14 protein-coding genes are annotated in these 14,263 nt (G+C 35.4%); 2 read left to right on the forward strand and 12 right to left on the reverse strand.

The genetic code is table 11. The features are described 5' to 3' along the window. Positions 1-60: 60 nt before the first annotated feature. The 5 genes from tkt to MKX37_RS17785 all read right to left on the reverse strand — a co-directional run bounded on the left by tkt (position 61) and on the right by MKX37_RS17785 (position 5,764). The gene (gene tkt, locus MKX37_RS17765) at positions 61-2,061 is read right to left on the reverse strand and encodes a transketolase (protein WP_002128574.1); all 2,001 of its coding nucleotides are present in this window, start codon (positions 2,059-2,061) and stop codon (positions 61-63) included. 301 nt (positions 2,062-2,362) lie between these two features. Further along, complete coding sequence (phnE, locus tag MKX37_RS17770) at positions 2,363-3,166, reverse strand: phosphonate ABC transporter, permease protein PhnE (RefSeq protein WP_002167810.1); 804 nt, start codon at positions 3,164-3,166, stop codon at positions 2,363-2,365. After that, complete coding sequence (gene phnE / locus MKX37_RS17775; RefSeq protein ID WP_002137773.1) at positions 3,166-3,960, reverse strand: phosphonate ABC transporter, permease protein PhnE; 795 nt, start codon at positions 3,958-3,960, stop codon at positions 3,166-3,168. Before phnE (MKX37_RS17775) ends, phnE (MKX37_RS17770) begins: the two co-directional genes overlap by 1 nt. Further along, entirely contained in the window at positions 3,957-4,730 is a 774-nt protein-coding gene (gene phnC, locus MKX37_RS17780) for a phosphonate ABC transporter ATP-binding protein (protein WP_002033479.1), read from the reverse strand. Before phnC ends, phnE (MKX37_RS17775) begins: the two co-directional genes overlap by 4 nt. Positions 4,731-4,825: 95 nt before the next feature. Then, positions 4,826-5,764, reverse strand: a complete 939-nt coding sequence (locus MKX37_RS17785) for a phosphate/phosphite/phosphonate ABC transporter substrate-binding protein (RefSeq protein ID WP_002137777.1) — start codon at positions 5,762-5,764, stop codon at positions 4,826-4,828. 185 nt (positions 5,765-5,949) lie between these two features. Here MKX37_RS17785 and MKX37_RS17790 point away from each other — a divergent pair, with 185 nt between their 5' ends. Further along, positions 5,950-7,533, forward strand: a complete 1,584-nt coding sequence (locus MKX37_RS17790) for a bifunctional metallophosphatase/5'-nucleotidase (RefSeq protein WP_002167808.1) — start codon at positions 5,950-5,952, stop codon at positions 7,531-7,533. Between the two features lie 40 nt (positions 7,534-7,573). Here the strand turns inward: MKX37_RS17790 and MKX37_RS17795 are convergent, their stop codons facing one another. Further along, positions 7,574-7,813, reverse strand: coding sequence for a DUF896 domain-containing protein (locus tag MKX37_RS17795; protein ID WP_002014431.1), 240 nt, complete (start codon positions 7,811-7,813; stop codon positions 7,574-7,576). A 45-nt stretch (positions 7,814-7,858) separates the two neighbouring features. Next, positions 7,859-8,515, reverse strand: coding sequence for a YneB family resolvase-like protein (locus MKX37_RS17800; RefSeq protein ID WP_002128580.1), 657 nt, complete (start codon positions 8,513-8,515; stop codon positions 7,859-7,861). 141 nt (positions 8,516-8,656) lie between these two features. On the opposite strand from MKX37_RS17800, the gene lexA reads away from it, so the two are divergent. Continuing rightward, positions 8,657-9,271 (forward strand): transcriptional repressor LexA, encoded by a 615-nt coding sequence (gene lexA / locus MKX37_RS17805; protein WP_002087894.1) that lies wholly within the window; start codon positions 8,657-8,659, stop codon positions 9,269-9,271. A gap of 103 nt (positions 9,272-9,374) precedes the next feature. Here lexA and MKX37_RS17810 read toward each other — a convergent pair whose 3' ends face one another. The 5 genes from MKX37_RS17810 to MKX37_RS17830 form a co-directional block, all read right to left on the reverse strand. Beyond that, positions 9,375-10,178 carry a DUF4097 family beta strand repeat-containing protein gene (locus MKX37_RS17810; protein ID WP_002014437.1) on the reverse strand — a complete coding sequence of 268 codons (804 nt, stop codon included), beginning with the start codon at positions 10,176-10,178 and terminating at the stop codon, positions 9,375-9,377. Further along, entirely contained in the window at positions 10,179-10,721 is a 543-nt protein-coding gene (locus MKX37_RS17815) for a DUF1700 domain-containing protein (RefSeq protein ID WP_002128581.1), read from the reverse strand. Then, positions 10,714-11,037, reverse strand: coding sequence for a PadR family transcriptional regulator (locus tag MKX37_RS17820; RefSeq protein ID WP_002066545.1), 324 nt, complete (start codon positions 11,035-11,037; stop codon positions 10,714-10,716). The genes MKX37_RS17815 and MKX37_RS17820 overlap by 8 nt, the downstream gene beginning before the upstream one ends. Positions 11,038-11,264: 227 nt before the next feature. Further along, the gene (locus MKX37_RS17825) at positions 11,265-13,064 is read right to left on the reverse strand and encodes an ABC transporter ATP-binding protein (RefSeq protein WP_002128582.1); all 1,800 of its coding nucleotides are present in this window, start codon (positions 13,062-13,064) and stop codon (positions 11,265-11,267) included. A gap of 11 nt (positions 13,065-13,075) precedes the next feature. Beyond that, positions 13,076-14,263, reverse strand: a complete 1,188-nt coding sequence (locus MKX37_RS17830; RefSeq protein WP_002167807.1) for a nucleotidyltransferase domain-containing protein — start codon at positions 14,261-14,263, stop codon at positions 13,076-13,078.

The following is a 14,263-nucleotide window of genomic DNA, read 5'->3' on the forward strand; positions in this document are numbered from 1 at the left end:
TCGAAAAAACTCAATTACATAGAAAAATCTCCCCATGCTGGAGAGATTTTTCTAAAATCATTAAAGCATTTCTTTTACTTTACGAACAACGTTCTCTACAGTAAATCCATACTCTTCCATAATCTTCTCACCAGGAGCAGAAGCACCGAATGTGTCAATACCTAGTACATCTCCATCAAGACCTACATAACGGTGCCATCCCATTGTAGCACCCATTTCAATTGCGAAACGTTTCGTTACTGCTTTTGGTAGTACAGATTCTTTGTACTCAGCAGTTTGAGCTTCAAAGCGATCCATAGATGGCATGCTAACAACAGCTGCATCAACGCCGTCTGCTGCTAGAGCTTTTTGCGCTTCGATTGCTAAGCTTACTTCAGATCCAGTTGCAATTAAGATTACATCAGCAGTTTCTTTCTTGCTTGCAGAAACTACATATGCACCTTTTGCTACTTTTTCATAAGTATCGTCTTTTGCACCTTCTAATGTTGGAAGATCTTGACGAGTTAACACTAATGCAGTTGGTGTTTTTGTTGATTCTAGAGCTAGTCTCCAAGCTGCAACTGATTCGTTACCGTCTGCTGGACGAATAACAGAAACGTTTGGCATTGCACGAAGTGCTGCTAATTGTTCAACCGGCTCATGTGTTGGACCATCTTCACCAACAGCGATACTATCATGTGTGAATACATACGTTACAGGCAATTGCATTAATGCTGCAAGGCGAATTGCTGGACGTAAGTAGTCAGAGAATACGAAGAACGTACCACCGTAAGTTTTTAAACCGCCATGTAGTGCAATACCGTTCATTGCTGCACCCATCGCAAACTCACGAACACCGTACCAAATGTTTTTACCGCTGTAATCAGCTCTTGTGAAGTCTTTTTCGTTATTCATATATGTTTTGTTAGAACCAGCAAGGTCAGCTGATCCACCAAAGAATGATGGTACAGACTCTGCAATTGCATTAATTACAGCACCTGAAGAATTACGTGTTGCTGCTTTTGATCCTAATTCATAAGTTGGTAAGCTTTGTTCCCAACCTTCTGGAAGAAGACCGTTCATTGCTGCTTGCAGTTCGTTTGCTAATTCTGGATATGCTTGTGCATATTCACCGAGCATCGTGTTCCACGCAGCTTGCGCCGTTTCACCAACATCTTGTACTGTTTTACGGAAGTTGTCATATACTTCTTCTGCTACATGGAAGTCTTGTTCAGCAGTCCAAGCGTATGCTTCTTTCGTTAATTTTGTTTCGTCTACACCAAGTGGAGAACCATGTGAAGCTGATTTTCCTGATTTGTTTGGAGAACCGAAACCAATTGTCGTTCTTACTTCAATTAGCGTTGGGCGTTTTTCGTCAGCTTTCGCTTCTTCAATTGCTTTTGCGATTGCTTCAATATCGTTTCCATCCTCAACACGGATTACTTGCCATCCGTATGCTTTGTAACGATCTTCTACACTTTCAGAGAATGAACGATTTAAATCGCCATCTAATGAAATATCGTTTGAATCGTAAAGTACTACAAGACGACCTAATTGTAAATGAGCAGCTAATGAAGATGCTTCAGCAGAAACGCCTTCCATTAAATCTCCATCACCACAAATAGCGTATGTATGATGATCTACTACATTATACGCATCACGGTTGTATTTAGCCGCTAAATGTCTTTCAGCCATCGCCATACCAACAGCAGTTGCAATACCTTGTCCAAGTGGACCAGTTGTTGCGTCTACACCTGCTGTGTGACCGTACTCAGGATGTCCTGGAGTTTTGCTTCCCCATTGACGGAAGTTCTTTAAATCATCCATTGTTAAGTCATAACCAGATAGATGAAGTAGGCTGTATAGTAACATTGAACCATGACCTGCAGATAATACGAAACGATCGCGGTTAAACCACGTTGGGTTATTTGGATTGTGTTTCATAAATTGAGTCCATAATGTATAAGCCATTGGTGCTGCACCCATTGGCATTCCTGGGTGACCAGAGTTTGCTTTTTCAATCGCATCAATGGATAATGTGCGAATCGTGTTGATAGAAAGTTGTTCGATTGAATGTGACATGCTATTCTTCCCTTCGCGTATGTTAGTAAACGTTTTATACATTTATATGATAGCTTCCCACGCAAGATTATACAACATGTATCGACAAATATGTTGATGTTTTTTTGATTTTTCATAAAAAATACAGTGATTCAGGGAATGTATGGGCATTCAATATGACATACTTTTTAATTGTTTTTATTTTAAAAATAAAGATAATTATCTGTATATTTATACAAATATACTAATTTCTGATATATCTCTTTTTTGATAACCTTTAAAAATACAAAAAAGCATCTGAATTAGATGCTTTTAAAAAAAATTAAATAATCCGCTTACGAATAGAACTTGAAATAAAATCAATTATAATTACCATTAAAATGATACCTAATAAAATAATTCCCACACGAGACCAATTACGTGAACTAAGTGCAAAAATTAATGGCGTACCAATACCACCTGCTCCAATAACACCTAAAATCGCAGCGGATCGTACATTAATTTCAAACCTGTATAACGTATACGATAGAAAATCCGGTAACACTTGTGGTAATACGGCATACCAAAGTATTTGAAACCGATTTGCACCCGTTGCTATTAACGCTTCCGTCGGTCCCTTATCTATATTTTCAATTCCTTCCGAATATAGTTTCCCTAACATTCCGATAGAGTGTAACCCTAAAGCTAGAACTCCGGCAAAAGAGCCTGGACCAACAGCTTTTATAAATAAAAGAGCCATAACTAATTCAGGAAATGTACGAACAAAACTAAGTACAAATTTCCCAGTTCCTGAAGTTAATTTTCCACTACTCATATTCGTTGCCGCCCAAAAAGCAAATGGAACAGATATAAAAGCAGAAATAAATGTACCTAATATCGCAATTGCCAACGTATCAATTAAACCGTGTAATAAATCTTCACCATCTGGCAAAGATACATACGACCAATCTGGGTTCAATACGCCTGTCATAATTGCTTTTGTAATTTCTCCCGCCGTATTCTTTATTCCCTCTAACGGGACTCCTGAAAAGGCCCATACATATATAACTGTAAGTGCTATAAAAATAATCCAGCGATATATACTCGGTTTCTTCGGTTTTGGTACGATTATTGTCGTTTTACTCATTATAATTTCCCCCGCAACGCTGTACTTATATAATCAATTAGCAATACAACAACAAGGGTATAAATAATAATAGAAGCAGTTTGTTGATATTGTAAAAATCCAAGTGTACGATCATAATATAATCCAATCCCACCTGCTCCTACTAAACCTAGAACAGCTGCTGCACGTACATTCACCTCAAATGTATAAAGTACATAGGAGACGAAGTGCGCTTTCACTTGCGGAATGACCCCATAAACTATCCATTGCACCTTATTCGCTCCTACAGCTGTCATCGCTTCTAATGGACCTGGATCAATTGATTCAATTGACTCATACAATAATTTCGCTACGAGTCCAACGGAGAAACAAGTAAGAGCCAAAATACCTGGAAGTGGTCCTATTCCAAAAATCGCTACAAAAATAGCCGCTAATAATAAATCTGGTATTGTTCGTATAAAATTTAAAATCAATCGAGCTGGACTGTACAAAAATACACTAGTAAATACGTTACTTGCCGCAAATAGTGCAAGTGGAATGGCTAAAATCGCTCCTAAAGTCGTTCCAATAATCGCCATACGTATTGTATCTAACATTGCTGTTGTAATAATTTGGAAATAACTCCAATCTGGTGGCACCATTTCCTTCAATAAATCCATCATATTCGGAAAACCAACTACTAGTTTTGAAAATGATGCGTCGACCTGTACACTACTACCCCACAACAGTAAAATAACTAAAATAACCGTTAACATATGTTTCAATTTACTCGGCGGCTTCGGTATCGATTTCGAATATATCGTCACTTCATTCATTTAGCTGCCACCTCTAATAATGCGCTTTTCTGAGCTACGTCCCCATAAATTTCAGCGAATTTTTCATCCGTTGCCTCTTCTACTAATCCATCAAAAACAATTTCACCAGCATGTAATCCAATAATACGAGTAGCATATTGCCTCGCTAAATCAATAGAATGTAAGTTTACAATTGTCGTAATTCCAAAATCTTCATTAATTTTCTTCAAATCATCCATTACTTGCTTTGTTGTCAGAGGATCTAACGAAGCAACAGGCTCATCTGCCAATATGATTTTCGCTTCTTGTGCCAATGCTCTAGCAATTGATACACGTTGCTGTTGTCCCCCTGATAATTCATCAGCTCGTGCATATGCTTTTTCTGAGATATTCACTCTATTCAGCGCCTGGAATGCAAGCTCCACATCCTCTTTCGGAAACAGACCTAACGTTGTACGCAATGTAGAATGATATCCAACCCGCCCAGCTAATACATTCTTCAGTACCGTTGATCGCTTCACAAGGTTAAAGCTTTGAAAAATCATACCAATATCTCGGCGCATGCGTCGTAATCCTTTTCCTTTTGCAGCAGTAATAGACTCCCCTTCAATAATGATTTCTCCTTCTGTGATTTCATGAAGGCGATTTACCGATCTGAGAAGTGTTGATTTTCCAGCACCGGATAGCCCGACCATTACAACAAACTCACCTTTTTGAATTTTCAAGTTTATATTATTCAATCCTTTTGTACCATTTGGATACACTTTGGAAACATTTCGAAACTCTATCACACATCTTACCTACCTTCTATGTATTATCAATAACTGAAAAACGGCAAACTAACTGAAATCACACACTTTCCAGTTAGTCGCCATTTCCATATGTATTATTGCGTTTTCACTTTCTTTCCATATTCACGAACGATATCAAATTTACTATCATCAGATTTAACGTATCCTTCATGTGAGTATACTTCTTTAATGATTTTGTGCCCTTCCTCATTCTTTCCTATTTCAATGAAAGCATCCTGTAATTTCTTGCTCCACTCTGCATCTAAATCAGAACGTACAGAAATCGTATCGTTTGGAATTTTCTCCGTAAATTTTACTATTTTCGTTTGATCGAATATATTCGGATAATCTTTTTTTACAATATTACGAGCATCTTGGAATACAACAGCTGCATCTACATCACCATTTAAAAGAGCAATAAGTGACTGATCATGACCTTTTAATGTAACAGGTTTCACATCTTTCAACGGATCGATTCCCTCTTTTAACAATACAGCCGCAGGCCATACATAACCCGCTGATGATGTTACATCTTGATAGCCAATTTTTTTACCTTTTAAATCTTTTACACTATTAATATTAGAATCTTTCTTAACAACAAACTCTGATTTATAAACATCTACTAAATCCTTTGTGGGAGCTCCAGTTTCATCATCTACCCCAAAACGTTGCGCCTGTAAAATTACGTTTGCAGCCTTTTTCTCATGCGCTAACACATACGCTGTTGGAGGTAAAAATCCTACATCTACTTGCTTAGATGCCATCGCTTCTACAATTGTATTGTAATTCGTTGAAATACTAACTTTTACCGGAATGTTTAATTTATCACTTAATAGCTTTTCCAATGGTTTTGCCTTCGCCTCTAACGTATCTGCATTTTGAGAAGGAACAAATTGAACATTTAGTGTCTTCGGTACATAACCTTTTTTCGTATCTTCATTTTTACTTGCACTTGATTCCTTCGTTCCACATCCACTTAATAATCCCGCTGCTAGTACAACTGTTGTGCTCATTGCAAAAACTTTTTTCAACATGTTAATGCCTCCATTTTTCGTTGTTATAAAATAACCTTCCATAAACATGAAGAAATATATCACATATTTTTACAAATAATTGCTTATTTACAGAATCTTTACACATTCTATACATTCACATTAAAATTCTTTTCATATATTTGATATGATTAATTGAAAGATAACTATAGAAAAGGTGAATGGCGTTGAATCAAAATCAAATTGTAACTTTAAATATTTTATTAACAAGCGATGTACATGGTACTGTGTATCCAATTCACTACCAAGATAACTCCAAAGCAGAAATTGGTTTAGCTAAAATTTCTACTCTCATAAAAAAAGAACGTTCTCAAAATGCAAACGTTCTTCTGATTGATAACGGGGACTTCATTCAAGGAACACCATTTACTTATCATTACGCTACATACGAAAAAGATATGGAAAACCCAATGTCCTTATTAGCCAACTACTTAGAGTATGACATTGCAATTATCGGAAATCATGAATTTAATTACGGAATGGATATATTAAATAATGCTGTGGCTACTGCAAATTCCCCTTATCTATCAGCAAACATTTTAGATAAAAACAGAAAAGAACCTTATTTCGGAAAACCATATATAATAAAACATATTGAATCAAACATAAAAATTGCTATTTTAGGGGTGACAACGCATTACATCCCCCATTGGGAACAAGCACATCATATTAAAGATTTACAATTTGAAGATGCATTTGAAACAACAAAAAAATGGGTTTCTTACATCCGTAAACATGAAAAACCAGATTTACTAGTCGTAGCCTATCACGGGGGATTTGAACGTGATTTACAAACCGGAGTACCGACTGAAGTTTTAACAGGTGAAAACCAAGGATATGCAATGTGCCATGAAATTGAAGGCATAGATATTTTACTAACAGGCCACCAACACCGAGAAATCGCTCACACCGTGATTAATGGTGTAACAATTTTACAGACCGGATGCAATGGACACTCAGTTGGAAAAGTAACAGTAACATTCGAAAAAGCAGAACAAAAATGGGTGAAAAAAGAGAGTTATTCAGAGTTATTGCCCGTACAAGGAATTGCGGCAGACCAAGATGTTCTTTCCTTGGTTGCCAATTATGAAGAGAAAACACAAAATTGGCTTGATAAACCTATTGGAATAATTTATGGGGATATGCAAATTTCCGATGCTATGCAAACACGTTTGCAAGACCATCCTTTTATTGAATTCATAAATAAAATACAGATGGATATAGCTAATGTTTCAATTTCTTGTACAAGTTTGTTTCATAATACATCTCCAGGTTTCCCTAAACATGTAACAATGCGTGACATCGTTTCTAATTATATTTATCCAAATACATTAAAAGTAATTAGAATAACCGGAGCGGATATAAAAAATGCTCTCGAACTCTCTGCTTCTTATTTCACATTAAAAGCAGATGGAACCATCATCGTAAACCCTACCTATATAGAACCAAAACCACAACACTATAATTACGATATGTGGGAAGGGATTTCGTATGTATTAAACATTTCAAAACCAATTGGAGAGAGAGTAGAGTCTTTGCAGTATAAAGGCGCTCCTCTTAATATGAATGAAGAATATGACGTTGTTATGAATAATTATCGTGCAAGCGGTGGCGGGAACTTCTTTATGTTTCAAAATAAACCAGTAGTAAAAGACATACCAACAGATATGTCTGAACTTATCGCTAACTATATATTGAAGCATAAAAGGATAGAAGCAACGAAAAATGAAAACTGGAAAGTTATTAAATAACAATTTTAACAAATAAAAAAAGATGGGCTATGCCCATCTTTTAATTTAATTTTGCATTATCCTGCTTTTTTAAAGCTTTTAATTTCGCCGGTGTAACGTCCGTGCCTTCTTCGTTAACGACTTTAATTCCTTTTAATTCGTTTAACATATTTTGACGAAATCCTTTTAAATATTGTTCACGAAGCGATTGGCGCTCACGTTGTTCTTCTTCAGTTAAGCCTTCAGCTTTTGCTTTTTTCGCTAAGAAGTTAATGCGTTCAATGAGTTCTTGACTTGGCATCTCGAATCCCCCTTCTACTCAAAACTGATTATTATCATACAATAGTTAGTCCTCTTTATCAAGCAATTGCTTTGTATATTCTACATACCTTCGATGTACAGTTGCTTTTGAAACATCATGACCAAAACCACGAAGTGTTGCTGCAATTTCTTCAAAAGTTAATTCATTCCGGCGCAAACGTACAATTTCCTCAATTGGCACTTCTTTTTTCTCACGTCCTACGCTTAAATGACGATTTTTCAAATTATTTTCTGGACGAAATCCTTTCTCCACTGCTCTTTGCATGCCACGTTTAATTTTTAAATTGTGGATCTTTCTTTGATACTCTTCAACGATCCCAATTATATTTAGCACCATCGAATCAGAATCTGAAAGCTGTAATTCACCACTATGTGTGTGTGTATAAACTTTTATCCCCTCTTTATGTAAACAATGCATTAATGCAATCTTTGCATTTCCTCTACCAAGACGCGTTTCATCTTGTATAAGTAGTACATCAACTTGTTCATCTCGAATTGTATCTAGCACTTCTAATATGCCATCACGTTCAATTGTATAACCGCTAGCCTGCTCCTCAATTACCTTTGTAACATCCATTTGATAGCGCTCAGCTAAATGCAATAATTCATCTTTTTGACGCAATAATGATGTTTCCTGTTCTTCTTTTGTTGTGCTCACACGTGCATAAATAATTGCATTCATTTTGAACCCTTCTTTCTCACTATATTTTCCTTATAGTGTATCATAAATTTGCCTTTCGTTCGAACTTATGTTTGTAGAATGTTTTTTCGCATGTTATACTTAATAATAAGAAAAATGAAAGAAAACGAGGTGTTAGAAAACATGGAAAAGTTAACGAAACGCCAGCAAGACATTCTCGACTTTATTAAGCTAAAAGTACAAGAAAAAGGATATCCACCTTCCGTACGTGAAATCGGTCAAGCAGTCGGCCTTGCTTCTAGTTCTACAGTGCACGGACATTTATCACGACTAGAAGAAAAGGGATATATTCGACGCGATCCAACAAAACCACGCGCAATTGAAATTTTAGGTGACAACCGAACGGAAACACAATCTGTTATTCAAGTTCCAATCATCGGAAAAGTTACTGCCGGTTTACCGATTACAGCAGTCGAAAGTGTAGAAGATCACTTCCCACTTCCAGCTAGTATCGTTGCTGGAGCAGATCAAGTGTTTATGTTACGCATTTCTGGAGATAGCATGATTGAAGCCGGTATCTTTGATGGTGATTTAGTTGTTGTTCGCCAACAACAGTCTGCATACAACGGTGAAATTGTAGTTGCTTTAACAGAAGATAACGAAGCAACTGTTAAACGTTTCTATAAAGAAAAAGATCATTTCCGTCTACAACCGGAAAACTCTTCACTAGAACCTATTATTTTAAAACAAGTGTCAGTTATTGGAAAAGTAATTGGCGTATATCGTGATTTACATTAAAAATAATAAAAAGAAGATAATTCCCTTATTTATATAGGTAATTATCTTCTTTTTATATTTTGATAGATTTCCGTTCATTCAAAAGAATGCGTTTCATTAATTATTAACGCGTTTCAATAGTAACATCTCCAGCAGCGGTTTTACCGCTAATCTTTTTACTACCATTACCAATCGTTATATTTTTATTGTCTTCATTAAAAATTGTCACGTCTCCAGCAGCAGTTTGCCCAGTTATAACTGCATCTTGTGGTTTTTCCAATAAAGTAATATCTACATCTCCAGCAGTTGAACTTACCTCTAAATCATATTTAGAATCATGATCAATAATATCTATATCCCCACTAGCCGTTTTTGCTGTTACTTTCCCTATTACTTTTTTAAAATTCACCTCACCAGCTTTTGTAGACCCCTCCACACTCTTTGCTGTTACATGTTTCAAATCCACTTCTCCGGCGAGTGTTTCAACACTTACGCGGTCACTTTTCACATTACTTATTTCTATTTGTCCAGCGGATGAATTTACTTTTATCTCTTGATAAGAACGTTCAGGTACTAATATAGTCAATGTAGGCGTTTGAAATCCGAAATTGTAAAATGAAAAATCAAATGAAACACCTTTTTCTATTTCCCCTATGATTTTTAATGTATCACCATCTTCAGCAATACGAATCTCCTGTTTACTTACGTCTCCTTTTTGCTTTACATAAAAAGAGGAATCAGGAGATTTTTGGACAACAATATCTCCAGCATCTAACTTAACTTCTACATTTTTTAGCGTTTCGTTTTTAATTACGTCCTCTTTATCTCCTTTCTCTGCAGTTTGTACTGCTTTTTCATATGTTTGTGAAATCCCTATTACTCCAATAATGATACAAGCGATAGCTACTAATAATATCTTTTTCATCATCTACTCCCCTTTTATCATTTTGAAGTTCCAGACTACATAGCGTACACATAATCTTTTAAACCACTTCGTACTATAATAAGCTACAATACATAACAACAAACCTACTCCGACAAACGTTATACTAACGAAAAGATCCAACCATATAAAAGTGCCCATAAATACTTTTACAATAACGAAAAATGGTGTCACTACACTAGCAATCCCACCGACCCAAAAGGAAAATATAAAAGCTATAATTGCAACTAACGGGCCTAACACAATAATAAAATTAAACAAACTAAGTCCAACCGCTGCCATGACAGCTCTTGTCACATTTGAAGTCGACGGATCTTTTTTCATTTCATCAAATCGATACATCGCAAGTAAGTCTTTCGCAATTACTTTCGGAGAGCCAAGTCCCTTTATTATTTCTGATTCAGTTTTCCCCTCTTCCATCCCAAACTGAAAGTGCTCTTCATAATCAAATAAAATATCTTGTCGCTCTTCTTCTGGTAACTTTCTAAGATGACTTGATAATTCTTTAAGAAACTGCTCTTTACTCATCCCATTCCACCCCTTCAATAATTTCTTGAACACCTTTAGCAAAATCACGCCACTCTGTTACTAATAAAGTAAGTTGCATCTCTCCTTGCTCTGTTAGTTGATAATATTTACGGGGCGGTCCTTCCGTGGATTCTTTTAAATACGTTTGAAAATATCCCTCTTTCGTTAAACGACGTAATAACGGATATACAGAACCTTCCGATATTAAAAATTTATTAGAGATTTGCTGAACAAGTTCATATCCATAACAATCCTTACGTTTTACAAGTGCCAATACACACAGTTCTAACACACCTTTTTTAAACTGAACGTTCAAGGACAATCCCCCTTTCTCATTTTAGTACTGTTCAATAAACGGTAGCTATTTTATCCATAATATACCACTTAGTATTGTTTATTGCAAGGTACTGAATTATATTTATTCCCTAAATTTAGAAAACACAAATATAAAAGCCCGAATAAGACCTTTTGTAACTGACCATTATCCGGGCTATCATTCAACTCGAATTACAATAATACAAGATTTCATTCAATCTTTCTCCTCTATGAACCCACTTCCATTTGTGACCCTAATAAATTTCGAAATACACCTTTTCTCTCTTTAGCCAATTGATTAAATTCACCTTTTTGAACAATCTCACCTTTTCCTAAAACAATAACTTGATCTGCATTGCGGATCGTAGATAACCGATGCGCAATAACAACAATAGTCATCGTTCCTTTCAACCTTTCTATTGCTGATTGAATTTTTACTTCATTTTCAGTATCTAATGCACTCGTAGCTTCATCTAATACTAAAATGGATGGTTGTCTTAAAATAGCTCGAGCTAGTACAAGTCGTTGACGTTCACCACCTGAAAGTCTCACTCCACGATCTCCAATGAGAGTATCAAGCCCTTTTGGAAGCATTCGTACAAATTCAGCTGCCGCCGCAAAATCTAATGCAGTCCAAATTTGTTCTTCACTCGCATTCGGCTCAATCATCAATAAATTTTCTCTTATGCTTGCATTAAATAAAAAAGGATCTTGTGGCACATAACTAATAGCCCGTCTCAATGACAATAAATTTTCACTTGTAAGAGGAGTTCCATCTATTAATACTTGACCTTTCTCTGGCTGAATCAATCCCATTAAAACATCGATTAATGTGCTCTTCCCAGCTCCCGAATGTCCCACAATAGCCGTCATACTATTGATTGGTATTTTCACATTAATATTTTGAAGTGCATACAAATGCTCCTTCTTATTATATCGAAAATAAATACCCTTACATTCAATACCCTGCTCTATACAAATCGGCTTTATATGTTTTTGCTGATGTATATCCTGCATTTCAATTGCTTCATTACATTCCCCTTGTAAGTCCCATAATGACTTAAAAGCAGGAATGCTTGCAGCAAGCTGTTCTAAATTTGACTGAATTGTCATAAATCGTGGCCATAGTCTCGAAAAGATGAGTATGATTAATAGTAATTGGGTGGGTTGAGCTTTAAATATACTTACTGATAATAATATAAAAAATGCAATTAAAATAGCCATTGAAACTTTATAAAACAATTGAGAGTTCGACCTTATTCTCATATACTCCATTTGTTCATTACTCATCTTTTCTGTTATAGATTGTAACCAATCTAAACGTGATGCTTCCAAAGTATTACTCTTTATATCTTTAATTCCATTAAAATGATCTGTTATACCAGAAAGATAGTCTTGTGCTAATTTCGAGGTCTTACCGCCTAGTATTCGTGCTTTTTTTATAAAAGCACGAGAAGCTACTAAGAATAATAAGCCAAAGACCAAAACAAATATAGTTATTTGGGGAGATAATAAAAACGCAAGCCCCACCTGTATGAATGTAAACAGAATAACAGCTAACAATTGTAAAATTAAATTAACCCCATAACTTACGCGAGCTAATTCTGTAGTTAATATATTTATTAGATTTGTTTTCCTTTTCTCTAAAAAAAAACTCCACTTCGCTTTTAGAATCATACTATATGTTTCTATTCTTAATTCTCGTACAAAAGCTTGTTGCGTTCTCGCATCCCTTAGCGTTATGTTTCGTTGTAATAGATTTTGCCCTAACACTATTAGTATATATATACCTAAAATAGAAATTAGGCTTGTTGTTTTAGGGAAATCCTGCAAAAATCTATAAACAGGTGCAATAAAAGCAGTCTCCTCACCTATATTAATTATTCCAGCCATACTTATCATAGGAATTAATAAAATAATACCTATCCCTTCAAGTAAACTTATTAAAACCATACCAAACAAATTCACATACAGAATTTTCCCTGCAGAAGAATATAATTTCTTCATAAAATATATAATATGATTCATCGATGTTCCCCCTATGACAAAGCAAGCTTCTTTGTTTTCCTCCAAAGACATAGAAACGGACGTAAAGGAAAATATAAAAAATGAAGGAATTTAGGTAACGGCAATGTTTTTGCATCAATCGGATAAGGATAGAGTTGGCTCATAATAAATAAAATTTTTTGCTGATTAGACATCAGTGAAAATAAATGCCTACTATGATAAGCAAGTACTTCTTCAGGAACAGGATCGGTATGCAAGTTTATCATTTGCTTGAAATAAAACAGCGCTTCTTGAGCTAACTGCTTTGAACGTTTTTTCGCTACTAATTCCATCATCCTCTTATCTAATCGTGCACCTAACATTTGAGATGCCAAAATTAATGCTTGTCCTCCTAAATGAAACATTTGATATTTTCTCATTAATTTGTTAATCTCACTCCAGTTAAGATCTTGATTGACAATTTTTTTTATATCCACTAACCAGCGCAATCTAGACCAACCATGTCTAGCACCATGAGAGACAAGAAATAAAAATAAATCTTCCTTTCCTAACATATATACCGAATTACTTGTAAGTGCACTTTTTCTCTTTCGCTTCCAAAGCTCTTCAAACCCAGGTTCCTTACCCGGTCCAGGATTTAACCTCCAATGAATTTCAAGTTTGATCCGCCTTGTTGGATGGAAAAATGTTATATGGTGATGCCTCCATTTCCAATCACTTAATATCGTTTGAATATAATCATCTTTCACATATCCTTGCTCTAAAAGTAGTTTTTCTACTTTTTCTAATTTTTGAACAGGAATGAGAACGTCCAAATCACAAGATGTTCGTAAAGAAATATCTCCATATAAGTCCTGAGATAGTACAGGTCCTTTTAGAAACATCGTACGAATCTCATTTTCATTAAAAAATTTATTTATTCGTTCCATTTCAGCACTTAAATAAAGCATTTGAAATGTATTATTTCTATATTTTCTATTTAAAGTTTGTACAACATGTGAAGGAATTCGTTCCTCATCTACCTGTTTAAGTTTTTGATAAATCACCGGATAAACACGATGATGCATGGCTTGCTCAAGAAAAACCTCCCAATCAATATCTGTGAACCATTCACTACTATAAGTTTGCAGTGTTTCGTCATCTTGTAACTTCAAAATTGTAAAAAGAAGTTTCAATTCCTTAGACATGAACTCTACATTAAGACCAAAATCTTTCTCCAT

The organism is Bacillus sp. FSL R5-0709, from assembly GCF_038004785.1.
Lineage (GTDB): Bacteria > Bacillota > Bacilli > Bacillales > Bacillaceae_G > Bacillus_A > Bacillus_A mycoides.

What these genes read in the sequence shown, in the direction of transcription:
- MKX37_RS17815 (WP_002128581.1), bottom strand. Translation starts at nt 10,721, where the DNA reads ATGAGTAAAGAGCAGTTTCTTAAAGAATTATCAAGTCATCTTAGAAAG.
- MKX37_RS17825 (WP_002128582.1), bottom strand. Translation starts at nt 13,064, where the DNA reads ATGAATCATATTATATATTTTATGAAGAAATTATATTCTTCTGCAGGG.
- lexA (WP_002087894.1), top strand. Translation starts at nt 8,657, where the DNA reads ATGGAAAAGTTAACGAAACGCCAGCAAGACATTCTCGACTTTATTAAG.
- MKX37_RS17795 (WP_002014431.1), bottom strand. Translation starts at nt 7,813, where the DNA reads ATGCCAAGTCAAGAACTCATTGAACGCATTAACTTCTTAGCGAAAAAA.
- tkt (WP_002128574.1), bottom strand. Translation starts at nt 2,061, where the DNA reads ATGTCACATTCAATCGAACAACTTTCTATCAACACGATTCGCACATTA.
- MKX37_RS17800 (WP_002128580.1), bottom strand. Translation starts at nt 8,515, where the DNA reads ATGAATGCAATTATTTATGCACGTGTGAGCACAACAAAAGAAGAACAG.
- MKX37_RS17810 (WP_002014437.1), bottom strand. Translation starts at nt 10,178, where the DNA reads ATGATGAAAAAGATATTATTAGTAGCTATCGCTTGTATCATTATTGGA.
- MKX37_RS17785 (WP_002137777.1), bottom strand. Translation starts at nt 5,764, where the DNA reads ATGTTGAAAAAAGTTTTTGCAATGAGCACAACAGTTGTACTAGCAGCG.
- MKX37_RS17830 (WP_002167807.1), bottom strand. Translation starts at nt 14,263, where the DNA reads ATGGAGAAAGATTTTGGTCTTAATGTAGAGTTCATGTCTAAGGAATTG.
- phnE (WP_002167810.1), bottom strand. Translation starts at nt 3,166, where the DNA reads ATGAGTAAAACGACAATAATCGTACCAAAACCGAAGAAACCGAGTATA.
- phnE (WP_002137773.1), bottom strand. Translation starts at nt 3,960, where the DNA reads ATGAATGAAGTGACGATATATTCGAAATCGATACCGAAGCCGCCGAGT.